This window comes from Cronobacter turicensis, assembly GCF_041222865.1.
In the GTDB taxonomy this organism is placed as follows: Bacteria; Pseudomonadota; Gammaproteobacteria; order Enterobacterales; family Enterobacteriaceae; genus Cronobacter; species Cronobacter turicensis.
On sequence record NZ_CP165997.1, the window covers coordinates 1,904,500 to 1,926,924 of the forward strand.

Annotated in this window: 22 protein-coding genes; 13 read left to right on the forward strand and 9 right to left on the reverse strand. The window is 56.6% G+C overall.

What is annotated here, in order from left to right; translation table 11 throughout:
• Nucleotides 1-157: 157 nt before the first annotated feature.
• Nucleotides 158-748 (reverse strand): cob(I)yrinic acid a,c-diamide adenosyltransferase, encoded by a 591-nt coding sequence (gene cobO / locus AB8W27_RS09165; RefSeq protein ID WP_015741456.1) that lies wholly within the window; start codon nucleotides 746-748, stop codon nucleotides 158-160.
• The gene (locus tag AB8W27_RS09170; protein ID WP_015741455.1) at nucleotides 745-1,506 is read right to left on the reverse strand and encodes a YciK family oxidoreductase; all 762 of its coding nucleotides are present in this window, start codon (nucleotides 1,504-1,506) and stop codon (nucleotides 745-747) included. The genes cobO and AB8W27_RS09170 overlap by 4 nt, the downstream gene beginning before the upstream one ends.
• A 258-nt stretch (nucleotides 1,507-1,764) precedes the next feature.
• Between AB8W27_RS09170 and sohB the strand changes: the two genes are divergently transcribed.
• A complete protein-coding gene (gene sohB, locus AB8W27_RS09175) occupies nucleotides 1,765-2,814 on the forward strand; it encodes a protease SohB (protein ID WP_015741454.1) in 1,050 nt (349 codons plus the stop codon).
• Between the two features lie 80 nt (nucleotides 2,815-2,894).
• Here sohB and AB8W27_RS09180 read toward each other — a convergent pair whose 3' ends face one another.
• Nucleotides 2,895-3,146, reverse strand: coding sequence for a YciN family protein (locus tag AB8W27_RS09180; RefSeq protein ID WP_007761945.1), 252 nt, complete (start codon nucleotides 3,144-3,146; stop codon nucleotides 2,895-2,897).
• A gap of 401 nt (nucleotides 3,147-3,547) precedes the next feature.
• On the opposite strand from AB8W27_RS09180, the gene topA reads away from it, so the two are divergent.
• The 5 genes from topA (at nucleotide 3,548) to acnA (ending at nucleotide 11,062) form a co-directional block, all read left to right on the forward strand.
• On the forward strand, nucleotides 3,548-6,145 hold the full coding sequence (gene topA / locus AB8W27_RS09185) for a type I DNA topoisomerase (RefSeq protein WP_015741453.1): 2,598 nt from the start codon (nucleotides 3,548-3,550) through the stop codon (nucleotides 6,143-6,145).
• A gap of 188 nt (nucleotides 6,146-6,333) precedes the next feature.
• Nucleotides 6,334-7,308, forward strand: coding sequence for an HTH-type transcriptional regulator CysB (gene cysB / locus AB8W27_RS09190; protein WP_004387670.1), 975 nt, complete (start codon nucleotides 6,334-6,336; stop codon nucleotides 7,306-7,308).
• 355 nt (nucleotides 7,309-7,663) lie between these two features.
• On the forward strand, nucleotides 7,664-7,792 hold the full coding sequence (locus AB8W27_RS09195) for a YmiA family putative membrane protein (RefSeq protein ID WP_015741452.1): 129 nt from the start codon (nucleotides 7,664-7,666) through the stop codon (nucleotides 7,790-7,792).
• 329 nt (nucleotides 7,793-8,121) lie between these two features.
• Nucleotides 8,122-8,220 (forward strand): small membrane protein YmiC, encoded by a 99-nt coding sequence (ymiC, locus tag AB8W27_RS09200; protein WP_226993417.1) that lies wholly within the window; start codon nucleotides 8,122-8,124, stop codon nucleotides 8,218-8,220.
• 166 nt (nucleotides 8,221-8,386) lie between these two features.
• Complete coding sequence (gene acnA / locus AB8W27_RS09205; protein ID WP_015741451.1) at nucleotides 8,387-11,062, forward strand: aconitate hydratase AcnA; 2,676 nt, start codon at nucleotides 8,387-8,389, stop codon at nucleotides 11,060-11,062.
• A gap of 60 nt (nucleotides 11,063-11,122) precedes the next feature.
• On the opposite strand, the gene ribA is transcribed toward acnA, so the two are convergent.
• Complete coding sequence (gene ribA / locus AB8W27_RS09210) at nucleotides 11,123-11,716, reverse strand: GTP cyclohydrolase II (protein WP_015741450.1); 594 nt, start codon at nucleotides 11,714-11,716, stop codon at nucleotides 11,123-11,125.
• A 198-nt stretch (nucleotides 11,717-11,914) separates the two neighbouring features.
• Between ribA and pgpB the strand changes: the two genes are divergently transcribed.
• The 5 genes from pgpB (at nucleotide 11,915) to yciH (ending at nucleotide 15,602) form a co-directional block, all read left to right on the forward strand.
• On the forward strand, nucleotides 11,915-12,679 hold the full coding sequence (gene pgpB / locus AB8W27_RS09215; RefSeq protein WP_007761938.1) for a phosphatidylglycerophosphatase B: 765 nt from the start codon (nucleotides 11,915-11,917) through the stop codon (nucleotides 12,677-12,679).
• Between the two features lie 147 nt (nucleotides 12,680-12,826).
• Complete coding sequence (locus AB8W27_RS09220; RefSeq protein WP_007698324.1) at nucleotides 12,827-13,135, forward strand: LapA family protein; 309 nt, start codon at nucleotides 12,827-12,829, stop codon at nucleotides 13,133-13,135.
• 6 nt (nucleotides 13,136-13,141) lie between these two features.
• Nucleotides 13,142-14,311, forward strand: a complete 1,170-nt coding sequence (lapB, locus tag AB8W27_RS09225; RefSeq protein WP_041923618.1) for a lipopolysaccharide assembly protein LapB — start codon at nucleotides 13,142-13,144, stop codon at nucleotides 14,309-14,311.
• A 233-nt stretch (nucleotides 14,312-14,544) separates the two neighbouring features.
• Nucleotides 14,545-15,276 (forward strand): orotidine-5'-phosphate decarboxylase, encoded by a 732-nt coding sequence (pyrF, locus tag AB8W27_RS09230; protein ID WP_282913968.1) that lies wholly within the window; start codon nucleotides 14,545-14,547, stop codon nucleotides 15,274-15,276.
• Entirely contained in the window at nucleotides 15,276-15,602 is a 327-nt protein-coding gene (gene yciH, locus AB8W27_RS09235) for a stress response translation initiation inhibitor YciH (protein WP_015741446.1), read from the forward strand. The genes pyrF and yciH overlap by 1 nt, the downstream gene beginning before the upstream one ends.
• 121 nt (nucleotides 15,603-15,723) lie before the next feature.
• Here yciH and osmB read toward each other — a convergent pair whose 3' ends face one another.
• The 4 genes from osmB to AB8W27_RS09255 form a co-directional block, all read right to left on the reverse strand.
• Nucleotides 15,724-15,939, reverse strand: a complete 216-nt coding sequence (osmB, locus tag AB8W27_RS09240; protein WP_015741445.1) for an osmotically-inducible lipoprotein OsmB — start codon at nucleotides 15,937-15,939, stop codon at nucleotides 15,724-15,726.
• A gap of 258 nt (nucleotides 15,940-16,197) precedes the next feature.
• Nucleotides 16,198-16,953, reverse strand: coding sequence for a DNA-binding transcriptional regulator YciT (locus tag AB8W27_RS09245; protein ID WP_015741444.1), 756 nt, complete (start codon nucleotides 16,951-16,953; stop codon nucleotides 16,198-16,200).
• A 45-nt stretch (nucleotides 16,954-16,998) separates the two neighbouring features.
• Nucleotides 16,999-19,431 carry a formate C-acetyltransferase/glycerol dehydratase family glycyl radical enzyme gene (locus tag AB8W27_RS09250; protein ID WP_015741443.1) on the reverse strand — a complete coding sequence of 811 codons (2,433 nt, stop codon included), beginning with the start codon at nucleotides 19,429-19,431 and terminating at the stop codon, nucleotides 16,999-17,001.
• Nucleotides 19,432-19,436: 5 nt separating this feature from the next.
• Complete coding sequence (locus AB8W27_RS09255; protein WP_041923616.1) at nucleotides 19,437-20,336, reverse strand: glycyl-radical enzyme activating protein; 900 nt, start codon at nucleotides 20,334-20,336, stop codon at nucleotides 19,437-19,439.
• 136 nt (nucleotides 20,337-20,472) lie between these two features.
• On the opposite strand from AB8W27_RS09255, the gene fsa reads away from it, so the two are divergent.
• A complete protein-coding gene (gene fsa, locus AB8W27_RS09260; RefSeq protein WP_041923615.1) occupies nucleotides 20,473-21,135 on the forward strand; it encodes a fructose-6-phosphate aldolase in 663 nt (220 codons plus the stop codon).
• 13 nt (nucleotides 21,136-21,148) lie between these two features.
• Here fsa and AB8W27_RS09265 read toward each other — a convergent pair whose 3' ends face one another.
• Nucleotides 21,149-21,331, reverse strand: coding sequence for a hypothetical protein (locus AB8W27_RS09265; RefSeq protein WP_015741440.1), 183 nt, complete (start codon nucleotides 21,329-21,331; stop codon nucleotides 21,149-21,151).
• Between the two features lie 211 nt (nucleotides 21,332-21,542).
• Between AB8W27_RS09265 and AB8W27_RS09270 the strand changes: the two genes are divergently transcribed.
• Nucleotides 21,543-22,412: a crotonase/enoyl-CoA hydratase family protein gene (locus AB8W27_RS09270; RefSeq protein ID WP_015741439.1), complete on the forward strand. Its 870-nt coding sequence runs from the start codon at nucleotides 21,543-21,545 to the stop codon at nucleotides 22,410-22,412.
• The last annotated feature ends 13 nt before the right edge of the window (nucleotides 22,413-22,425 follow it).

Below are 22,425 nucleotides of genomic sequence, written 5' to 3' on the forward strand. Positions count from 1 at the left end.
CAGTGGCGCACGCGCTACCGGCAGCGGCCGTCCAAACAGCGGCAGTGGTCGTCCGAACAGCGGCGGCAACCGTCGCTCCGGCGGCGGTGGTCGCGGCAACTAAGAAAAACGCCCTCTGATGAGGGCGTTTTTTTATGGCGGCGAGGCAGTCCACGCGTTAATAATCGATACCGATCTGCGCTTTAATGCCCGCGTCAAAGGCGTGCTTCACCGGGCGCAATTCGCTCACCGTATCGGCATAGTCCAGAATATCGCGGTGGCAACCGCGACCGGTGATAATCACCGTCTGGTGCGCCGGACGCCCACGCAGCGCCGTCAGCACGTCCTCCAGAGCCAGATAATCGTAAGCCACCATATAGGTGAGCTCATCCAGCACCACGAGATCGAGCGAGGCGTCTGCCAGCATCCGTTTACCATGCTGCCATACGGCCTGACAGGCCGCGGTATCGCTTTCACGGTTCTGCGTGTCCCAGGTAAAGCCGGTCGCCATCACCTGAAACTCAACGCCGTGCGGCTCCAGCAAATTGCGCTCGCCGTTTGGCCACTCGCCCTTAATAAACTGTATGACCGCCGCTTTTTTACCGTGGCCGACGGCGCGTGTGACCGTGCCGAAGGCCGCCGTGGTTTTACCTTTGCCGTTGCCGGTAAAGACGATAACAATGCCGCGCTCGTCCTGGGCGGCGGCGACGCGCGCCTCCACTTTCTCTTTCACGCGTTGCTGGCGCTGCTGGTAACGTTTATCGCTCATTCGGCTATCCCCGGTTTACGGCCTGGCTGGGCATCAAAACTGATGCCGGTTTTCCGGCGGCTGTCGTCGCCCATCAGCCACAGATACAGCGGCATAAGATTGGCGGGTGTTTTAAGCTTATCGGGATCTTCCGTCGGGAAGGCGCTGGCGCGCATTTTGGTGCGGGTGCCGCCAGGATTGATGCAGTTCACGCGCAGCTGGCGGCTTTGATACTCTTCGGCAAGCACCTGCATCATGCCTTCGGTCGCGAATTTCGAGACGGCGTAAGCGCCCCAGTTCGCCCGGCCCTGACGACCGACGCTTGAGGTCGTGAACACCAGCGATCCGGCTTCTGATTTCAACAACAGCGGCAGCAACGCCTGGGTTAAAAAGAAGGTGACGTTGACATTTACCTGCATCACTTCGCTCCACACCGCCGGGTTTTGTTGATCCATCGGAACGATATCCCCCAGCACGCCCGCGTTGTGCAGCACGCCGTCGAGGCGGGGCACGCGCTCGCCGACCGCCTGGGCTACGCGCTGGCACGCTTCGGGTGTCGCGGTGGCGTAATCCAGAGTAAACCAGTGCGCCTGGGCGAGCCCTTCCTGTTCTATTTCACGGGCGACACCGCGCAGTTTCTCTTCGCTGCGGCCAAGCAGCAGGACGTGCGCGCCGTAGCGGGCGTAAGTCAGCGCCGCCTCGCGGCCAATACCGTCGCTGGCGCCGGTGACAAGAATGATTCGGTTTTGCAGCAAATCGCGTTGAGGTTGATAGTGCACGGGTCACTCCTTGCAGGGGCGAAACGGCGCGCCATCAGGCTTCGCTTCGCATCAGGTAAACACGCTTTATGCCTTAATCTATCGCGTATTTCAATCGGGCTACGGGAGGGTTGTGCCGCAGCGCCATCATTTGCAACTGTTTCATCGATAAAGGAATCTTCGTCGAGAAGCCTCGCACAGTTTCGCTTTGCTACAAGACGCGAGCGTGGGGCTCAGTTACACTAACGCCCGAGTCATGCCTGAATAAAAGGTGGAGAAGTGAATTTACTTGCAGAGTATGGACTGTTTTTAGCCAAAATCGTCACGGTGGTCGTGGCGATTGTCATTGTCATCGCGCTTATCGCTAACCTGACGCAGCGCAAGAAAGCCCAGCGTGGCGAGCTACGCGTCACACGGCTCGGGGAAGAATATAAAGAGATGAAGGAAGAGGTGGCTGCCGCGCTGCTCGATCCTCATCAGCACAAGCAGTGGCATAAAAATCAGAAAAAGAAAAACAAGCAGGAGGCGAAAGCCGCCAAAGCGCGCGCAAAACGTGGCGAAGCGGCGCCTGCCGGTAAACCTACGCTTTACGTTCTCGACTTCAAAGGCAGCATTGACGCCCATGAAGTGACTGCGCTGCGTGAAGAGGTGACCGCCGTGCTGGCTGTCGCAAAACCTGCCGATGAAGTCCTGCTGCGTCTGGAAAGTCCCGGCGGCGTGGTTCATGGGTACGGGCTTGCCGCATCGCAGCTCCAGCGTCTGCGCGAGCGTCAGATCCCGCTAACCATCGCTGTGGATAAAGTCGCCGCCAGCGGCGGGTATATGATGGCCTGCGTGGCGAATAAAATCGTGGCGGCGCCGTTCGCCATCATCGGTTCCATCGGAGTAGTGGCGCAAATCCCTAACTTCAACCGCCTGCTGAAGCGCAACGATATTGATATCGAGCTGCATACCGCCGGGCAGTACAAGCGCACGCTGACGCTGCTTGGCGAGAACACCGAAGAGGGGCGTGAGAAATTCCGCGAAGATCTCAACGAAACGCATCAGCTCTTTAAGGAGTTTGTGCACAGCATGCGTCCTTCGCTGGATATCGAGGCGGTTGCGACCGGCGAGCACTGGTACGGCGTGCAGGCGCAGGAAAAGGGACTGGTGGATGACATCAGTACCAGCGACGATCTGATCATCGCCCGCATGCAAGAGCGCGACGTGGTCAGCCTGCGTTATCTGCAACGTAAACGGTTAATGGACCGCTTTACCGGCAGCGCGGCGCAAAGCCTGGATCGCCTGCTGTTGCGCTGGTGGCAGCGTGGACAGAAGCCGCTGCTGTAAGGCGAAATAAAAAAGCGAGGCGTAAAACCTCGCTTTTTTTCTGGCTGCATGATGATGGCCTCATCATGTTGCGAAAGCGCTCAAGGCAGCAGGTGATATTTCTCGGAAAGCTGATGGGCCAGGTATTTAAACATATTAAATACCGCCGTGGTTTTTGCCGTTGGCAAGCCTTGTTCGTCCATAAAATATTCGCCGCGAAAGACGAGTACGCCATTTTTCTGCTCAACATCGGTGGCCACCATGCCGGCAATATAGTCCTCATGTTCGCGGATCATTTTATTGGCCTGCGCCAGCAGCGTGGCGCGGTCGATAGGCTGAGTCATCTCTTGCATAATCATCTCCTTACTAACAGGAGGATAGTGTACGTCCCACCGGGTGTAATGGGCAAATTTTCCCTGCACTTCAAAGGGCTTTTCAAAAACGCCCCATGGTGGCGTTAATCACTTTTGCATGCTAATAAAGTTGCGTAACGAATTTTATCAGGTAGAGTGTGACGCTTTCGCAAATCTGGCAACAGAATTGCTTGACATTCGACCGAACTTCCGTCGTGCTGTAGCGCATTTGCACGATAAAACCTGACGACTCAGCCACCGGTAATAGCGTGAACCGCGCCTGGTGATGGATTAAGGGGTTGATAAGCTTTGCGATGGCCTCAATATACGGGGCTTGTCGCCAGAGAAGGCGAATCAACGTGCGACGTATTCTGGAAGAATCAAATCAGGTAAAGGTGAATATGGGTAAAGCTCTCGTCATCGTTGAGTCCCCGGCAAAAGCCAAAACGATCAACAAATATCTCGGTAAAGACTTCGTGGTGAAATCCAGCGTCGGTCATATCCGGGATTTGCCGACCAGTGGCTCCGCCCCTAAAAAAAGCGCTGAATCCGCCCCGACTAAACCGGCTAAAAAAGTCAAAAAAGATGAACGCGGCGCGTTAGTCAACCGCATGGGCGTCGACCCGTGGCATAACTGGGAAGCGCAATACGAAGTGCTGCCCGGCAAAGAAAAAGTGGTTTCTGAACTGAAATCGCTCGCCGAAAAAGCCGACCACATCTATCTCGCAACCGACCTTGACCGCGAAGGGGAAGCCATTGCCTGGCACCTGCGGGAAGTGATCGGCGGTGATGAAACACGCTATAGCCGAGTGGTGTTTAACGAGATTACCAAAAATGCGATCCGTCAGGCGTTTGAAAAGCCGGGCGAGCTGAATATCGATCGCGTTAACGCCCAGCAGGCGCGCCGTTTTATGGACCGCGTGGTGGGTTACATGGTCTCCCCGCTGCTGTGGAAGAAAATCGCCCGTGGGCTGTCCGCCGGTCGCGTGCAGTCCGTGGCGGTGCGTCTGGTGGTCGAACGCGAGCGTGAAATCAAAGCGTTCGTCCCGGAAGAGTTCTGGGAAGTGGACGCGCTGCTTTCCACGCCGAAAAGCGATCAGCTCAGCGTTCAGGTGACGCATCACAAAGATAAACCGTTCCGCCCGGTAAACCGTCAGGACACCGAAGCGGCGGTAGCGCTGCTGAAAGCGGCAAGCTATCAGATTGTCGAACGTGAAGATAAGCCGACCAGCAGCAAACCGGGCGCGCCTTTTATTACCTCTACGCTCCAGCAGGCGGCGAGCACTCGTCTGGGCTTTGGCGTGAAGAAAACCATGATGATGGCCCAGCGTCTCTACGAAGCGGGTTACATCACTTATATGCGTACTGACTCCACCAACCTGAGTCAGGATGCGGTAAGCATGGTGCGTAACTATATCGGCGAGGAGTTCGGTAAGAAGTATCTGCCGGAAAACCCGAACCAGTACGCCAGCAAAGAGAATTCTCAGGAAGCGCACGAAGCGATTCGTCCTTCCGATGTCAGCGTGCTGGCGGAATCGCTGAAGGATATGGAAAACGACGCGCAGAAGTTGTATCAGCTGATCTGGCGTCAGTTCGTCGCCTGTCAGATGACGCCGGCGCAGTACGACTCTACGACGCTGACTGTCGCCGCTGGCGATTTCCGCCTGAAAGCGCGCGGTCGTATCCTGCGCTTCGACGGCTGGACCCGTGTGATGCCCGCGCTGCGTAAGGGCGATGAAGACAGAACGCTGCCTGCGGTAAACCAGGGCGATAAGCTTTCTCTGCTGGAGCTGACGCCTGCGCAGCACTTCACCAAGCCGCCTGCGCGCTTTAGCGAAGCATCCCTGGTGAAAGAGCTGGAAAAACGTGGTATCGGCCGTCCGTCTACCTATGCGTCTATTATTTCGACCATCCAGGATCGCGGCTATGTGCGCGTGGAAAACCGTCGCTTCTATGCGGAGAAAATGGGTGAAATCGTCACCGATCGTCTGGAAGAGAATTTCCCGGAGCTGATGAACTTCGACTTCACCGCGCAGATGGAAGATTCTCTCGACCAGGTGGCCAACCATGAGGCCGAGTGGCGCGGGGTGCTGGACACCTTCTTCGACGATTTCTCAAGACAGCTTGATACCGCCGAAAAAGATCCTGAAGAGGGCGGTATGCGCCCGAATCAGATGGTGCTTACCAGCATCGACTGCCCGACCTGCGGCCGCCCGATGGGTATCCGTACTGCCAGCACCGGTGTCTTTCTGGGCTGTTCCGGCTACGCGCTGTCGCCGAAAGAGCGTTGCAAAACCACCATTAACCTGGTTCCGGAAAATGAAGTACTGAACGTGCTGGAAGGCGACGACGCGGAAACCAACGCGCTGCGCGCCAAACGTCGCTGCCAGAAATGCGGCACGGCGATGGACAGCTACCTTATCGATCCTAAGCGCAAACTGCACGTGTGCGGCAACAACCCGACCTGCGACGGTTATGAAGTCGAAGAGGGCGAATTCCGCATTAAGGGTTATGACGGCCCGGTAGTCGAGTGTGAGAAATGCGGTTCTGAAATGCACCTGAAGATGGGACGTTTCGGTAAGTACATGGCCTGCACCAACGACGAGTGTAAGAACACCCGTAAGATCCTGCGTAACGGCGAAGTAGCGCCGCCGAAGGAAGATCCGGTTCCGCTGCCAGAACTGCCGTGCGAGAAGTCAGATGCTTACTTCGTCCTGCGTGACGGCGCAGCCGGTGTGTTCCTGGCGGCGAACACCTTCCCGAAATCGCGCGAAACTCGCGCGCCGCTGGTTGAAGAGCTGCAACGCTTCCGCGATCGTCTGCCGGAAAAACTGCTTTATCTGGCCGATGCGCCTGCGCAGGACCCGGAAGGCAACCCGGCGGTGGTTCGCTTTAGCCGTAAAACCAAACAGCAATACGTGGCGTCTGAGAAAGACGGGAAAGCCACCGGCTGGTCTGCGTTTTATGTTGACGGTAAGTGGGCGGAAGGCAAAAAGTAAGCCTGACGCAGTGCAAAAACGAAGGCCAGCGTATGCTGGCCTTTTTGCGTTTATAACTTCCTTATTATTTATTTCACTGAACTATACACATAAGCTATAAAAGGTTGCCCGGTTATAGTATCTTCCTTTTTTATTATCAAATCGTCTTAAGCCTGCGTGCAGGCGACTCTGATTCTGGATGGTCGGTCATGAAACTACAGCAGTTGCGCTATATCGTTGAGGTGGTGAACCATAACCTGAATGTCTCATCCACGGCGGAAGGGCTTTACACGTCGCAGCCCGGCATCAGTAAACAGGTGCGTATGCTGGAAGATGAGCTCGGGATTCAGATTTTTGCCCGTAGCGGCAAACACCTGACGCAGGTAACCCCCGCGGGTCAGGAAATTATCCGCATCGCACGTGAAGTGTTGTCTAAAGTGGATGCCATTAAATCGGTAGCCGGAGAACATACGTGGCCTGACAAAGGCTCGCTGTATGTCGCCACCACGCACACGCAGGCGCGCTACGCGCTGCCAGGCGTCATCAAAGGCTTTATTGAGCGTTACCCGCGCGTTTCGTTGCATATGCATCAGGGCTCGCCCACACAGATTGCTGAAGCGGTCTCCAAAGGCAACGCCGATTTCGCTATCGCCACCGAAGCGCTGCATCTTTATGACGATCTGGTCATGCTGCCTTGCTATCACTGGAACCGTTCGATAGTCGTCACGCCGGATCACCCGTTGGCGTCCAAAGAGAGCGTGAATATCGAGGAGCTGGCGCAATATCCGCTGGTGACTTATACCTTCGGCTTTACGGGCCGCTCAGAGCTCGACACCGCGTTTAATCGCGCCGGACTGACGCCGCGTATCGTCTTCACTGCAACCGACGCCGATGTGATTAAAACCTACGTCAGACTGGGGTTAGGGGTAGGGGTGATTGCCAGCATGGCGGTAGATCCGGTCTCTGACCCGGATCTGGTGCGTCTCGACGCGCACGATATTTTCAGCCACAGCACCACCAAAATCGGTTTTCGCCGCAGCACCTTCCTGCGCAGCTACATGTATGATTTTATTCAGCGTTTTGCGCCGCATTTAACCCGCGATGTGGTCGATGCCGCCGTCGCATTGCGCTCGAATGAAGATATTGAAGCGATGTTTAAAGATATCAAATTACCTGCCAAATAATTCCCGCGCGTACCTTTTCACTGGTGCAAAGGTACGCCGCTTTTCCCTGCCTTTATTCAAATTAAAAACATAATCATTCGCACTAAGCGCAATTAAAATCGCGCTTTTCCATATTAAAAGTATGGACAAGGTGTCGTCTCGTCACGACAAAAGTAGGAAATAATTCTCAGCTACGCAAATTCACAACTTCAATAATTTATTTCACGTCAAAAGATTGAATATTTTCTCCAAAAATGATCGTAAAGGTGCTGGATTTTTGGCTGGTTTTTATTTAGGATTTATCTCAACTGATGATTACTTCTGCCAATTGTTTGGTGCCTATATGATAAGCAATGTCGATTGTACGAGGTTAACAATGCCTGCAGAAAGCGACGATTCGCAAAGAGATCCTGATCTTAAGCGTAAAGCGTGGCTGGCGGTGTTCGGCATCTCAACCCTGTTCTGGATTGGGATTGCGCTTCTGGTATGGACATTTTGGGGTTAAGCATGGCTCTACAACAGCACGCTTTCACTCGTTCGCCAATATGTCAACCAGATGACAGGCACGAAAACAGCCAAACTGGGGGTTTTTCAACCCTTCCGGCAGGCTGGAAGCTAACAAAAGAGCAACAAGATTTTATCGCGTTATTTTCGGAAGAAGATCACAAAAACAATAAACGCTGAATAGCGTAGATAATAAAAAACAAGAATTTAATTTAACCTAAATTTATCTGTTCTCGTTGTTAACGCAGCGAGAAAAATTACACACAGCAATCTTTACAACGCTGGCAAGCGCCAGATTGATCAACGGTTTTAATTATTGGTGTAACAGGTATGAATAATCAGCTCACGCTCAAATACTGGTCATGGATTGGCGTATTTACGGTTTCTTCCTTGTTCTGGTGTCAGCTTGTCTGGATGCTTGCTCACTGATTCTTCTGCGCCTGGCTCCCGCCAGGCGCTTTGTTTTCTCCCTCCCGGTTTCCTCACTTTTAGCGATTTGGGTTGTTATCAAATCGTTACGACATGTTTGTGTTATCTTTAATACAGACCCTGATAACAATCGGGGCATCGCTATCTCAGGACTGAAGGAGGAGCTATGTCGTCGACCCTACGCGAAGCCAGTAAGGACACATTACAGGCGCAGGATAAAACCTATCACTACTACAGCCTGCCGAAAGCCGCCCGGGAGCTGGGCGATATCGCGCGGTTACCCAAATCACTGAAAGTTTTACTCGAGAACCTGCTGCGCTGGCAGGACGGCGAGACCGTCACGCTTGAGGATATCCAGGCGCTGGCGGGCTGGCTTGAGCATGCGCATGCCGATCGCGAAATCGCGTATCGCCCGGCGCGTGTATTGATGCAGGATTTCACCGGCGTTCCGGCGGTGGTGGATCTGGCGGCCATGCGCGAAGCGGTGCAGCGTCTCGGTGGAGACGTCTCGAAAGTGAATCCGCTCTCGCCAGTCGATCTGGTGATTGACCACTCCGTGACCGTCGACCACTTCGGCGACGATAACGCGTTTGAAGAGAACGTGCGTCTGGAGATGGAACGAAACCACGAACGTTACGCATTCCTGCGCTGGGGCCAGCAGGCGTTCAGCCGCTTCAGCGTGGTACCACCGGGTACCGGCATTTGCCATCAGGTTAATCTTGAGTATCTGGGTAAAGCCGTGTGGAGCGAGCTTCAGGACGGCGTGATGGTGGCGTACCCGGACACGCTTGTCGGCACGGATTCCCATACCACGATGATTAACGGCCTTGGCGTGCTCGGCTGGGGCGTCGGCGGTATTGAAGCGGAAGCGGCCATGCTCGGCCAGCCCGTGTCGATGCTTATCCCGGATGTCGTCGGTTTTCGTCTCACCGGTAAGCTCAGCGAAGGGATTACCGCCACCGACCTGGTGCTGACCGTCACGCAGATGCTGCGTAAACATGGCGTGGTCGGGAAATTCGTCGAGTTCTTTGGCGACGGGCTGGATTCACTGCCGCTGGCAGACCGCGCGACGATTGCCAACATGGCGCCGGAATATGGCGCGACCTGCGGTTTTTTCCCGATTGATGACGTGACGCTTGGCTATTTACGCCTGAGCGGACGTAGCGAGGAGCAGGTGGCGCTGGTCGAGGCCTATGCCAAAGCGCAGGGCATGTGGCGCAACACCGGCGATGAACCTGTGTTTACCAGCACGCTTGAACTGGACATGGGCACGGTCGAGGCCAGTATCGCCGGGCCGAAACGTCCGCAGGATCGCGTAAGCCTCGGCGATGTGCCGAAGGCCTTTGCCGCCAGTACTGAGCTTGAAGTCAACTCGCCGAAAAAAGATCTGCATTCGATTGGGTATACGCTGAACGGGCATCAGTATGAGTTGCCGGACGGCGCGGTGGTCATTGCGGCGATTACCTCCTGCACGAATACTTCTAACCCGAGCGTGCTGATGGCGGCGGGCCTGCTGGCGAAAAAAGCCGTTCAGCTGGGGCTTAAGCGCCAGCCATGGGTGAAAGCGTCGCTGGCGCCTGGCTCAAAAGTGGTATCCGATTATCTGGCTCATGCGAAGCTGACCCCGTGGCTTGATGAACTGGGCTTTAACCTGGTCGGGTATGGCTGTACCACCTGTATCGGTAACTCCGGTCCGTTGCCTGAGCCAATCGAACAGGCGATCAAGAAAGGCGATCTGACGGTTGGCGCGGTGCTTTCGGGCAACCGTAACTTCGAAGGGCGTATTCATCCGCTGGTGAAAACCAACTGGCTGGCCTCCCCGCCGCTGGTGGTCGCGTATGCGCTGGCAGGGAATATGAATATTAACCTCGCCACCGATCCCATCGGCCACGATCGCAAAGGCGATCCGGTTTACCTGAAGGATATCTGGCCAACAGGGCAGGAGATTGCCCGGGCGGTGCAGGAAGTCTCTACCGATATGTTCCGCAAAGAGTATGCGGAAGTCTTCGAAGGAACCGAAGAGTGGCGTTCCATCCAGGTGCAGGCGTCAGACACCTATGACTGGCAGAACGACTCCACCTATATTCGCCTGTCGCCATTTTTCGATGAGATGCTCTCCGAACCGGCGCCGGTGCAGGATATCCACGGCGCGCGTATTCTCGCAATGCTGGGCGATTCCGTCACCACCGACCACATTTCCCCTGCGGGCAGCATCAAGGCGGACAGCCCCGCCGGTCGCTATCTGCAAAACCATGGCGTAGAGCGCGCAGACTTTAACTCCTACGGCTCCCGACGCGGCAACCATGAAGTGATGATGCGCGGCACCTTTGCCAACATTCGTATCCGTAATGAAATGGTGCCGGGCGTGGAAGGCGGGATGACGCGCCTCATTCCGGGTAATGAGGTGATGTCGATTTACGATGCCGCCATGCGCTACCAGGAGCAGAGCACGCCGCTTGCGGTTATCGCCGGGAAAGAATATGGCTCAGGCTCCAGTCGCGACTGGGCGGCTAAAGGCCCGCGCCTGCTCGGTATTCGCGTGGTGATTGCCGAGTCGTTCGAACGTATTCACCGCTCCAACCTGATTGGTATGGGCATCCTGCCGCTGGAGTTCCCGCAGGGCGTGACGCGTAAAACGCTGGGGCTGACCGGCGACGAGACGCTGGATATCGGCAATCTGCAGTCGCTGACGCCGGGCAGTACGGTGCCGGTTACGCTGACGCGAGCTGATGGCTCAAGCGAAGTGCTGGAGTGCCGCTGCCGTATCGATACCGGTAATGAGATGACCTATTACCGTAACGACGGCATTCTGCACTATGTGATCCGTAACATGCTGCGCTAAAGGCGCGGCATACGGTGAAACAAAAAGGCCTGCGTTTGCAGGCCTTTTTTATGGCGCCGGTTAGTTACCGGAGAGCAGATGCCCCATCTTGGCGGCTTTGGTGTCGAGATAGTGCTCGTTCTTCGGGTTGCGACCGACAATCAGCGGCACCCGTTCGACGATATTAATCCCCGCTTCGGTCAGAATCTCTACCTTGCGTGGGTTGTTGGTCAGCAGGCGCACTTCATCTACGCCCAGCAGCTTAAACATGTCCGCACACAGGGTGAAATCGCGCTCGTCGGCGGCAAAGCCAAGCTGATGGTTCGCTTCAACGGTGTCGTAACCCTGATCCTGCAACGCATAGGCACGAATCTTATTCAACAGACCAATGTTACGGCCCTCCTGGCGATGATAGAGCAGCACGCCGCGCCCGGTTTCGGCGATTTGCGACAGCGCGGCTTCCAGCTGGAAGCCGCAGTCACAGCGCAGGCTGAACAGCGCGTCGCCGGTCAGACACTCGGAATGCACGCGGGCCAGCACCGACTCTGCGCCGGTAATATCACCAAATACCAGGGCTACGTGATCCTGTCCGGTGGCCAGTTCTTCAAAACCCACCATCAGGAAATCGCCCCAGGGGGTTGGCAGTTTGGCTTCTGCCACACGTTTAAGCTGCATGTGATTCTCCGGATATTATGACGCCCGCAGGCGCCTGCCAGTCTGTTGGCTTTCTGTCGTTACCCTGTATTTTGCCACATCCCGGCGGGGTTCGCCTCTCTCTGTCGTGCTCTTAATATTAATCGCATCAATAGGTAACTATCCTGCAGACCATGATTTTCGGTTATTCTTGAGGGACTTCAGGAAAAAGGAGAGAGCATGCTGGCAATTGCAAAACGTACCGCGGTCGGCGCCGCGCTGTTACTCATCATGCCGCTGACCGTCTGGATCTCAGGCTGGCAGTGGCAACCGGGCAGCAGCTCGTTATGGCTGAAAATGCTGTTCTGGATGACGGAAACGGTCACGCAGCCCTGGGGCATTCTTACTCACGTTTTGCTGTGCGGCTGGTTCTTGTGGTGCCTGCGCTTCCGGTTGCGTCCGGCGCTGATGTTATTTGCGATTCTGGGCATGGTCATTATGGCGGGGCAGTGGTCTAAGTCGCTGATTAAAGAAAAAGTTCAGGAACCTCGCCCGTTTGTTATCTGGCTTGAAAAAAACCGTAACATCCCGGTGGACGAGTTCTACAATTTAAAGCGCAAGGAACGCGGCGAGCTGGTGAAAGCGCAGTTGAAAAACGAGACCGATATCCCGGCCTGGCTGCGTAAACACTGGCAAAAAGAGACCGGTTTTGCTTTTCCATCGGGGCATACCATGTTTGCCGCAAGCTGGGCGATGCTGGGATTCGGGCTGCTCTGGCCGCGCAGGCGAACCATTACGCTTGCGGTGCTGACGCTCTGGGCCATCGGCGTAATGGGCAGCCGAATGCTGCTCGGCATGCACTGGCCGCGCGATCTGGTAGTCGCCACGCTGCTCTCCTGGCTGCTGGTAACTATCGCCGCCTGGCTTGCGCAGCGTCTCTGCGGCCCGCTCACGCCGCCGGTGGAGGAGAAAGTGGAAATCGCCCGGCGCGAGACAGAAGAGTGACGGCGGCTTGAGTTTCGCCGTTACGCCCCTATTTATAAAGGATGTCCTGGCGCTTTATCATTTCACGCAAAGGGTGGAAATGATAACGTATAGCGCGTTGAGCCGAGGCCGGGACATTGGTCGCACAAAACACATACGGGATGTCATGTGAAATATCTGATTATTTTTTTAGTGGTATTAGCGATTTTCGTCGTTTCCGTCACGCTGGGCGCGCAAAACGATCAACAGGTCACCTTTAACTTCCTGCTTGCGCAGGGCGACTATCGGATCTCTACGCTGCTGGCGACCTTATTCGGCGCAGGGTTTATTATCGGGTGGATCATTTGTGGGCTGTTCTGGTTGCGCGTTCGCCTGCAACTGGCGCGTGCCGAACGTAAAGTGAAACGCCTTGAGCAGCAACTCGCGCCTGCAGAGCCGGTTCCGGCAAACGCCGCCGCGCCTGCTGTTAAGGATTAACCCTCTATGCTGGAGTTGTTGTTTCTGCTGTTGCCTGTCGCCGCTGCGTATGGCTGGTATATGGGCCGCAGAAGTGCGCAACAGGATAAAGAGCAGGAAGCGAATCGCCTGTCACGCGACTACGTCGCAGGCGTGAACTTTCTGCTGTCCAATCAGCAGGATAAAGCGGTGGATCTGTTCCTTGAAATGCTCAAGGAAGATACTGGCACCGTCGAGGCCCACCTGACCCTCGGCAACCTTTTCCGCTCGCGCGGCGAAGTGGACCGGGCTATCCGCATTCACCAGTCGCTGATGGAAAGCGCGTCGCTGACCTACGATCAGCGTCTGCTCGCCGTTCAGCAACTTGGGCGTGACTACATGGCCGCCGGGCTCTACGATCGCGCCGAAGACATGTTTAATCAGCTGGTGGACGAAACCGATTTCCGCATCGGCGCGCTCCAGCAACTGCTGCAAATCTATCAGGCCACCAGCGACTGGCAGAAAGCCATCGATGCCGCCGAACGCCTGGTCAAGCTCGGCAAAGAACATCAGCGCGTTGAAATCGCCCATTTTTACTGCGAACTCGCCCTTCAGGCGATGAGCAATGAAGATATGGATCGCGCCATGTCGCTCCTGAAAAAGGGCGCAGCGGCGGATCGCAACAGCGCGCGCGTCTCCATTATGATGGGCCGCATTTTTATGACGCGCGGCGATTACGCGCACGCCGTCGAAATGCTGGAAAAAGTCATCAGTCAGGATCGCGAACTGGTGAGCGAAACGCTGGAGATGCTCCAGGTCTGCTATCAGCAGCTTGGTAAACCCGCCGAATGGGCCGAATTCCTTAAACGCTGCGTGGAAGAAAACACCGGCGCGGAAGCGGAACTGATGCTCGCACAGGTGCTTGAGCAGCGTGAGGGCGCAGACAGCGCGCAGGTCTATATCACGCGCCAGCTTCAGCGTCACCCGACCATGCGCGTGTTCCATCGGCTGATGGATTACCATCTCCATGAGGCGGAAGAAGGGCGCGCGAAAGAGAGCCTGATGGTGCTGCGCGATATGGTGGGCGAGCAGGTACGCACCAAGCCGCGTTATCGCTGCCAGAAGTGCGGCTTCACCGCTTTCACGCTCTACTGGCACTGCCCGTCGTGCCGCGCCTGGTCCACCATCAAGCCTATCCGGGGCCTTGACGGCCAGTAATTTCTCTTCTTCTCTGTCCCTGCCGCACATTCTGTCGCGGCAACGTTCTATGTGCGATTTAGTTACAACATACTTATGATTTTGCAGAGCGTCGTTGTGGCGACAGCGCGTTAACGGTGAGCCAGGCGGCCTGGCAGGGCGATCTTGCCTGTAAATTTTCGCTGACGGCGGGTAGAATGCTTGCCGTTTATCAACCTCGCGCCACGCCGGTGCGCCTGTCAGAAGGTCTGGTCATGACATTAATTGCCTCCTCTCATTCTGTAACTCATTCTCCCGTGGTCGTCGCGCTCGATTACGACAACCGCGACAGCGCGCTGGCCTTTGTGGATGGCATCGATCCGCGCAGCTGCCGTCTGAAAGTCGGCAAAGAGATGTTTACGCTGTTCGGACCGCAGCTGGTGCGCGATCTGATTTCACGCGGCTTCGACGTTTTTCTGGACCTGAAATTTCACGATATCCCGAATACCACCGCGCGCGCCGTTGCCGCCGCGGCGGAGCTCGGCGTCTGGATGGTGAATGTCCACGCGGGCGGCGGCGCGCGTATGATGACGGCGGCAAAAGAGGCACTGGCGCCTTTTGGCAATGACGCGCCGCTACTGATTGCGGTCACCGTGCTCACCAGTATGGAAGCCGACGATCTGCAAGGGCTCGGCATTACCCTTAGCCCGGCCGAGCAGGCGGAGCGTCTTGCGCGCCTGACACAGCAGTGTGGCCTTGACGGCGTGGTCTGTTCCGCGCATGAGGCGGTGCGTTTTAAAGCGACATTCGGGCGCGATTTTAAACTGGTCACGCCAGGCATTCGTCCAACCGGCAGCGATGCGGGCGATCAGCGGCGCATTATGACGCCTGCCGAGGCGCAAGAGGCGGGCGTAGACTATATGGTTATTGGACGTCCCATCACCCGCGCGGCGAATCCGGCACAGGCGCTGCGGGATATTCTGGCGTCTCTGAAGCAGGAGGGGTAATGCGCGACACGAACAGCCGTCTGGTCTATTCCACGGAAACCGGACGTATCGATGAGCCCAAAGCCGCGCCCGCGCGCCCAAAAGGCGACGGTGTGGTGCGTATTCAGCGCCAGACCAGCGGACGCAAAGGGAAGGGCGTATGCCTTATCACCGGCATTGACGCTGACGACGCGACGTTAAATAGCCTCGCCGCCGAGCTTAAGAAAAAATGCGGCTGTGGCGGCGCGGTCAAAGACGGCGTGATTGAAATTCAGGGCGACAAACGGGAATTAATTAAAAGCCTGCTTGAGGCAAAAGGAATGAAAGTTAAACTGGCGGGCGGTTAATTGTTAGCCACGGCAAAAATGCCGTGGCTATTTTGTTATGTTTACTGCGGTATAGCCAGACCTGTAATTATTCGGTGATGCGAGTAATACGTCAAAGCGTTATGCTTTTGCGGGCCGCAGATTAATGAACCTGATGACCGATAATACCGCCTACCGCTGCGCCGCCGAGCGTGCCGAGCGCGCTACCGTCGGTCAGCACGGAGCCGCCGATTGCACCTGCACCCGCGCCGATAGCGGTGTTGCGGTCACGTTTAGACCAGTTTGAGCATGCGCTCAGAGAGGCTACCAGAGTAACGGCCAGGACTGCCGCGGCTACTTTTTTGTAATTTAATGACATAATACTTTCTCCTGAATAATTGATTCACGGAAAGGCTGCTCACTATAAGTATAGTGGCTAAATCGCAGCTTAAAGCGCCAGTCCATGAAACGGTGCAGCGATACGGAATAAAGAATCACGCAGGTGACAATCAACACTCAGTAATATCGCTAAGGTTAATTTTAATTTCTTAAGCGAATTCAGACAGGTAAAAAGTCTTAATTGATGCTGAGAATAGTCTCAAGCGAGGCGCGCCAGTAGCGACGCGCCAGCCATGATTCAGGCAGGAAAGGGAGAAAGGATATCAAGCGCCAGACCGGAGGCGCCGAGCGCGTCGCGGGCAGTTTCATTCAGGCCGTCATCGGTGATAACCCGACTGAAGCGTGACGCAGGGCCGAGCGTATACGGATGCACCGCGCCGAATTTACTGCTGTCGGTGAGGATAATCGCCTCGCTGCCTTTTTCCAGCACCGCATTGACCACATCGGCGCGCATCATGTCGCGGCCGGTAAAGCCCGTCTCCGGCGACCAGCCGTCAATCCCGATAAACGCTTTGCTGAAATGCACCTGTGAAATGTACTGGCGCGTCAGCGGGCCGACCATGGTTTCGCTTTTCTTCTGGTAGATGCCGCCGAGCAGGATAATTTCACACGACGTTTCTTTTAGCAGGTGCGCAATAAAACTGCTCACGGTGATAAGCGTGATTTTCTTTTGCTCGGCCAGCGCCCGCGCCAGAAGGGCATTGGTGCTGCCGTTTTCGATAAACACCGTTTCGCCGTCATTCACCAGCGAGCAGGCGAAATCCGCGAGCCGCCGCTTCAGGGCGAAATTATTCATCATGCGGGTTTCCACATCGTCGCTGTCGAGCGGCACGGCGAAGCCATGTGTGCGGCGCAGATAGCTCTGCTTTTCGAGAAAATTAAGATCCTGACGAATGGTGACTTCAGAAACGCCGGTGATTTTTGCCAGTTCCGCCACGCTCATGCGACCGCGGTCAATCACCATCTGTAAAATGATTTGTTGTCGGGAGTTCATATCTGCATCGTTATGCGCGGTGGCATGGCGCCACCGCGGTTTCATTTAAAGCGTATGTTCGGTACGGGCGATAATATCATCCTGCGCATCAGGGGATAAGGCCGTAAAGAACGCGGAGTAACCCGCCACGCGCACCACCAGATCGCGGTACTTATCCGGGTGTGCTTTGGCGTCCAGCAAGGTTTCACGCGAGACGATGTTGTACTGAACGTGCCATCCCTTATGCACCTCAAAGAAGGTGCGGAGCATCTGCATCAGTTTCTGGCGATCGCGTAAGTTATCCAGTGTGGACGGGTTAAGCTTCTGATTCAACAGCACGCCGCCAAGTATTTTCGCCACCGGCAGTTTCCCGACCGAGTTAATGACCGCGGTTGGCCCCAGACGGTCAGTGCCTGACGCCGGGCTTGCGCCTTCCGCCAGCGGCGTTCTGGCCTTGCGTCCGTCCGGCGTCGCCATCGTCGCCGCGCCAAAAGGTACGTTCGCGGAGATAGACGACGTACCCGCGTAGTAGGTGCCGCCGATGGGGCCGCGCCCGAACCGGGTATTGTGATACTGCTTCAGCTCGTCGATGTACGTCTGGTACGCGCGCGCCAGCAACAAATCCACATCGTCGTCGTCATTGCCGTACTTCGGCGCGCTGTTAATCAGCCGCTGGCGCAGCTGTTCGCCGGTAAGGCCCGAAAAATCATCGTTCAGCGCCTGCGCCAGTTGCGGCTGGGTCACCACCCCCTGTTCAAACACCAGCCTGCGCACCGCGGCGAGGCTATTGCCCAGGTTCGCGATCCCCACCTGTAACCCCGAAACCCAGTCATATTTCGCGCCGCCTTGCTTAATGCTCTTGCCGCGCTCAATGCAGTCATCCACCAGCGCCGAGCAGAGAATATCGTGCGCGTTCTCTTCCAGAACTGTGTCGACCACGCACTCTATTTCAATCGATTTGCGGGTGTAGTAGCGGATCTGGTTATCCCAGGCGTCCATCACTTCGCTAAAGTGGCTGAAATTACCGGCGGAGAGCGCCTTTTCCTGCGGCAGGAAAACCTTGCCGGTCGTCGCGTCGCGACCGCCTTCCAGCGCCGCCAGCATTACACGGGCGAAGTTAATAAAGCTCATGCCAGTGCAGCGATAACCCCATTTCCCGCCGACCGCCGTTTCGATGCAGCCGATGGCCGCGTAGTCATACGCATCTTCGCGGCTGACGCCAAGCTTAATAAACTCGTCGATGACGATTTCATCGTTGTTGAACGCGGGCATCCCGAAACCGCAGCGGATCACCTGAACGCAGGCGTCGAGGAAGTCATTGCTCATCCCGGCGTGGTAGCGCACGCTCAGGTTCGGCTGGGTGGAACGCAGGCGGCCGCACGACTCCAGCACCGCCCAGGAGAGCGGGTTGACCGCGTCCACCGGCTCGCCGTTAAGCAGACGCTGGCCGCCAATCGTGACGTTCTGGTAGAGCGGACTGCCCGCCGAGGCTTTCGAATGCGAGCCAGAGCGGATTTTGTTGACCTCCAGCAGCTTCAGCCAGCAGCTCTGCAAGAGTTCGATAGCGCGTTCGCGCTCAAGCGTATGTTCAAGTTCGACATCGCGGCGATACCACGGATAAAGGTATTGATCGAGGCGACCAAACGACACGGAGTGGCCGTTGGACTCAATCTGCAACACCAGCTGCACGAAATAGCAGAGCTGCAAGGCCTGCCAGAAGGACGCGGGCGGCTGATGCGCGATATGTTCGCAGTTAGCGGAAATAGCAAGCAGCTCATCGCGCCGCGCCGGGCGGCTCTCTTCCTGCGCCATACGGGCCGCCAGCGCCGCATACCGCTGAATATGCTCGCTGAGCGCGCTAAAGGTAATGTCGATCGCTTTCAGAAACTGTTCTTTATGCAGGTCATCCTGATCGGTCAGCAGCAGACGCGCGCGGCGCTCCGCCACTCTGGCGCGCAGGCCGTCGAGACCATTCTCCAGTAGCAGCGGGAAATTCACCGCCAGATGCGCGTCGCCGGAGGTCATATTCCCTTCCGCTTTGATAATGCCTGACGCCAGCAGTTCTTTTTGCTCATCAGTAAACATGCCGTAGCAACGATCCTGCACGGTCTGGCCGCGCCACCACGGGCAAATTTCGTGCATTACCGCTTTGTCCTGCGGGCTGACAGAGAAACCGGCGCCTGGACGGTCGGCGAGATCGTCTATCTCTTTCTCAATCCAACTGACGGTGTACTCCGGGAAAAAGGGCGCCGCGCGCACCTGGCTTGCCTGATTGCCGACAATCAGCTCGTCATGTTTGATCCAAATGGTGCGGTTCGCCAGATGATGCGCCAGCGCCAGCGCGCGGCGTACCGGCAACGGTTTATCCTGATGCTGCTGATAGACTGCGGTGTAGTGCTGCGCCCGCTCGGTACAGACCGGCGGACGGACGATGTGCACCAGCGCCGCTTTATGGGCTTTGATGCGTTCAGGCAGAAAACTGAGATTGAGTTCGGTCATGGTGGTTATCCTCTTATCCAGGCGGTGAGTCCTTTCTGGCGGGCGTAATCTTCGGCAAACGCCAGCAGCGCCGGTTCGTCGAGCGGCGTTGCCGGTGCCAGATAGGGCCAGTCCAGCAGGCGATACTTGTTAATGCCAAGGGTGTGGTAGGGCAGAAAATGAATATGACGAGCGCCGGTTTCATCAGCGGCGAAATCCGTAATGGCGCGAATAGAGGCTTCATCGGCGTTAAAGCCAGGGATCAGCGGAACGCGAATGGTCATCTCCACGCCCGCCGCCGCCAGGCGGCGAAAATTATCTACTACGCGTGCGGCGCTGCCGTCGGTCCAGGCGTGAAAGCGCTTGGGGTCGACATGCTTTAAGTCGGCCAGCAGCAAATCAAGAAACGGCAATGACGGGGCGATATGTTTCCACGGCACATGCAGACAGGATTCCACCGCCGTATGGATGCCCGCCTCGCGGCTGCGCTGTAACAGCGCTTTTGCCATCTCCGGTTGCATGAACGGCTCGCCGCCGGAAAGCGTAATCCCGCCGCCGCTGCGGGCGTAAAACGGCCGGTCGCGCAGTACGGTTTCCATGATCGACTCGACGCTGCGGGATTCGCCGCACACGCTCAGGGCCTGCGTGGGGCAGCAATCGGTGAGCGTATCGAGCGCGGCATCATCCAGCGCCGCACGGTCAATCACTAAGGTCTCGCCATTGCGGTCAATCGCCTGCGGACATGCCCGCGTGCAGAGATCGCAGCCGCTCAGGCACAACCGCTCGTCAAACAGCACGTCGCGCTGACGGCGTCGGCTCTCCGGGTTCTGACACCAGCGGCAGCCGAGTGAACAGCCCTTCAGGAAGACCACGGTACGGATGCCCGGCCCGTCATGGGTGGAGTAGCGTTGCAGATTAAAGATCATGGTGAATACGCCTTTTATCTTTCATTAGAAAATGATGTAACTTTCGAATGAAAGTTTTATTGACGGCGATCAGCTTTATCCGCACCAACTGATTTAAGATGACGGCAATGTTAACTTGCTCAAAACAGGAGTCGTTATGGAACTGTATCTCGATACGGCAGATGTCGCGGCCGTCAAACGCCTGGCGGGCATTCTGCCGTTACAGGGCGTGACCACTAATCCTTCCATTGTGGCGCGCGCGGGCGTGAAGCTCTGGGATCTGCTGCCCGCCTTACAGGATGCGTTGAACGGCGAAGGCAAACTTTTCGCGCAGGTCGTCGCGGTCGACACACCGCAAATGGTCCGTGAAGCGGAACAGCTGGCGCAGCGGGTGCCAGGTCTGGTGGTGAAAATTCCGGTCACACCAGCGGGGCTCGCGGCGATGAAAATCCTTAAACCGTCCGGCATTCCGCTGCTTGGCACGGCGGTGTACGGCGCGTTGCAGGGATTAATGGCGGCGCTGGCAGGGGCGGAATATGTCGCGCCTTATGTGAATCGTCTGGATGCGCAGGGCGGTGACGGCGTGGCGACGGTCAGCGAGTTGCAGGAACTGCTGACGCTGCACGCGCCGCAATCAAAAGTGCTGGCGGCAAGCTTTCGCACGCCGCAGCAGGCGCTCGGCTGTCTGCTGGCGGGGTGTCAGTCGATCACGCTGCCCGTGGATGTCGCCGATCAGTTACTGAATACGCCCGCCGTCGCGGCGGCGGTTGATGGTTTCGGGCGCGAATGGCAACAGGCGTTCGGGACGCTCAGCCTGTAAGCACTTTCAGGCGTCAGATCTCCCAGGGCGCCTTTTCTTTCTTATCCCCCGGTTCTTCTCCCTGCTGGCCCAGCGCCAGCAGTTCCGCCTTCAGAATTTCCAGATTGTGGATGGCGGAGTGGTAATCGCCCGCCACCAGAATATCCAGAACGGTATCGATACGGTCAGCCAGCTGCTGCGGATTTACTGTCGGCATAATGCTTCCTTTTTACGGTTGATACAGGCCCATGATGCAGAAAAGCGGCGTTAAAGAGAAGCGGGCGGCTCTCTTAATACGCCACCAGAATCAATCATTTCGCTTTAAAAGATAAATTATGGTTATAAAACAGGCCGGCTCCCCGTGCGAAACGCTGCTGTGAATTAGTCTGATCCTGCGCATAACGCGTTAACTTACATGAGGAAAGACTATGTCAGTATTCAACCAATCGACCTGCAAACTCTTTACCGATACAGCGCGTTTTACTCAGCTTTCCGGCTTTTACGAGGAAGAACGCCGCATTATCTGGATGATGTTGCGGGCCCAGCCGCGTCCGTGTTTTAACCATGTTCTTATCGAAGAGATAATGAACCTCAGCTATCTGGTGCAGGAGGCCAGGCTGGAGGTGGATTTCTGGGTCACCGGCTCGCTGGTTCCCGGCATGTATAACACCGGCGGCGATTTGCAGTTTTTCGTCGACTGCATTCGCAACGGCAAACGCGAAGCGCTGCGCGCCTATGCACGCGCCTGCGTGGATTGCGTACACGCCGCCTCGCGCGGGTTTGACTGCGGCGCCATTAGCCTTGCGATGGTGGAAGGCAGCGCGCTCGGCGGTGGTTTCGAGGCGGCGCTGGCGCACCATTTTGTGCTGGCCCAGCGTGACGCCCGCATGGGGTTCCCGGAGATCGCGTTTAATCTCTTCCCCGGCATGGGCGGCTATTCGCTGGTGACAAGGCGCGCCGGGATGCGGCTCGCCGAGGAGCTCATCTGGCAGGGCGAATCTCACACCGCCGAGTGGTATCAGCCACAGGGGCTGGTGGATCAGCTCTTTGAGCCAGGCCAGGGGTTTGTGGCGACGCGAACGTTTATCGATACTCTGAAACCACGCCTTAACGGGGTGAGGGCGATGCTTCGCGCGCGCCAGCGCGTGCTGCGGCTTTCGCGTAATGAGCTGATGGAAATCACCGAAGACTGGGTGGACGCGGCGTTCAGCCTGGAGCCGAAAGATGTGGGCTACATGGAGCGCCTGATCCTGCTGCAAAACCGCCATACCGCCGCGGCGCTGCGTAAAGCAGGCTAACGGCCATGACCTC

Excerpts from the sequence above, each read along its gene's own strand:
- cobO (WP_015741456.1), bottom strand. The coding sequence starts at position 748 with ATGAGCGATAAACGTTACCAGCAGCGCCAGCAACGCGTGAAAGAGAAA.
- AB8W27_RS09180 (WP_007761945.1), bottom strand. The coding sequence starts at position 3,146 with ATGCAAGAGATGACTCAGCCTATCGACCGCGCCACGCTGCTGGCGCAG.
- topA (WP_015741453.1), top strand. The coding sequence starts at position 3,548 with ATGGGTAAAGCTCTCGTCATCGTTGAGTCCCCGGCAAAAGCCAAAACG.
- cysB (WP_004387670.1), top strand. The coding sequence starts at position 6,334 with ATGAAACTACAGCAGTTGCGCTATATCGTTGAGGTGGTGAACCATAAC.
- AB8W27_RS09195 (WP_015741452.1), top strand. The coding sequence starts at position 7,664 with ATGCCTGCAGAAAGCGACGATTCGCAAAGAGATCCTGATCTTAAGCGT.
- ymiC (WP_226993417.1), top strand. The coding sequence starts at position 8,122 with ATGAATAATCAGCTCACGCTCAAATACTGGTCATGGATTGGCGTATTT.
- acnA (WP_015741451.1), top strand. The coding sequence starts at position 8,387 with ATGTCGTCGACCCTACGCGAAGCCAGTAAGGACACATTACAGGCGCAG.
- ribA (WP_015741450.1), bottom strand. The coding sequence starts at position 11,716 with ATGCAGCTTAAACGTGTGGCAGAAGCCAAACTGCCAACCCCCTGGGGC.
- pgpB (WP_007761938.1), top strand. The coding sequence starts at position 11,915 with ATGCTGGCAATTGCAAAACGTACCGCGGTCGGCGCCGCGCTGTTACTC.
- lapB (WP_041923618.1), top strand. The coding sequence starts at position 13,142 with ATGCTGGAGTTGTTGTTTCTGCTGTTGCCTGTCGCCGCTGCGTATGGC.
- pyrF (WP_282913968.1), top strand. The coding sequence starts at position 14,545 with ATGACATTAATTGCCTCCTCTCATTCTGTAACTCATTCTCCCGTGGTC.
- yciH (WP_015741446.1), top strand. The coding sequence starts at position 15,276 with ATGCGCGACACGAACAGCCGTCTGGTCTATTCCACGGAAACCGGACGT.
- osmB (WP_015741445.1), bottom strand. The coding sequence starts at position 15,939 with ATGTCATTAAATTACAAAAAAGTAGCCGCGGCAGTCCTGGCCGTTACT.
- AB8W27_RS09245 (WP_015741444.1), bottom strand. The coding sequence starts at position 16,953 with ATGAACTCCCGACAACAAATCATTTTACAGATGGTGATTGACCGCGGT.
- AB8W27_RS09250 (WP_015741443.1), bottom strand. The coding sequence starts at position 19,431 with ATGACCGAACTCAATCTCAGTTTTCTGCCTGAACGCATCAAAGCCCAT.
- AB8W27_RS09255 (WP_041923616.1), bottom strand. The coding sequence starts at position 20,336 with ATGATCTTTAATCTGCAACGCTACTCCACCCATGACGGGCCGGGCATC.
- fsa (WP_041923615.1), top strand. The coding sequence starts at position 20,473 with ATGGAACTGTATCTCGATACGGCAGATGTCGCGGCCGTCAAACGCCTG.
- AB8W27_RS09265 (WP_015741440.1), bottom strand. The coding sequence starts at position 21,331 with ATGCCGACAGTAAATCCGCAGCAGCTGGCTGACCGTATCGATACCGTT.
- AB8W27_RS09270 (WP_015741439.1), top strand. The coding sequence starts at position 21,543 with ATGTCAGTATTCAACCAATCGACCTGCAAACTCTTTACCGATACAGCG.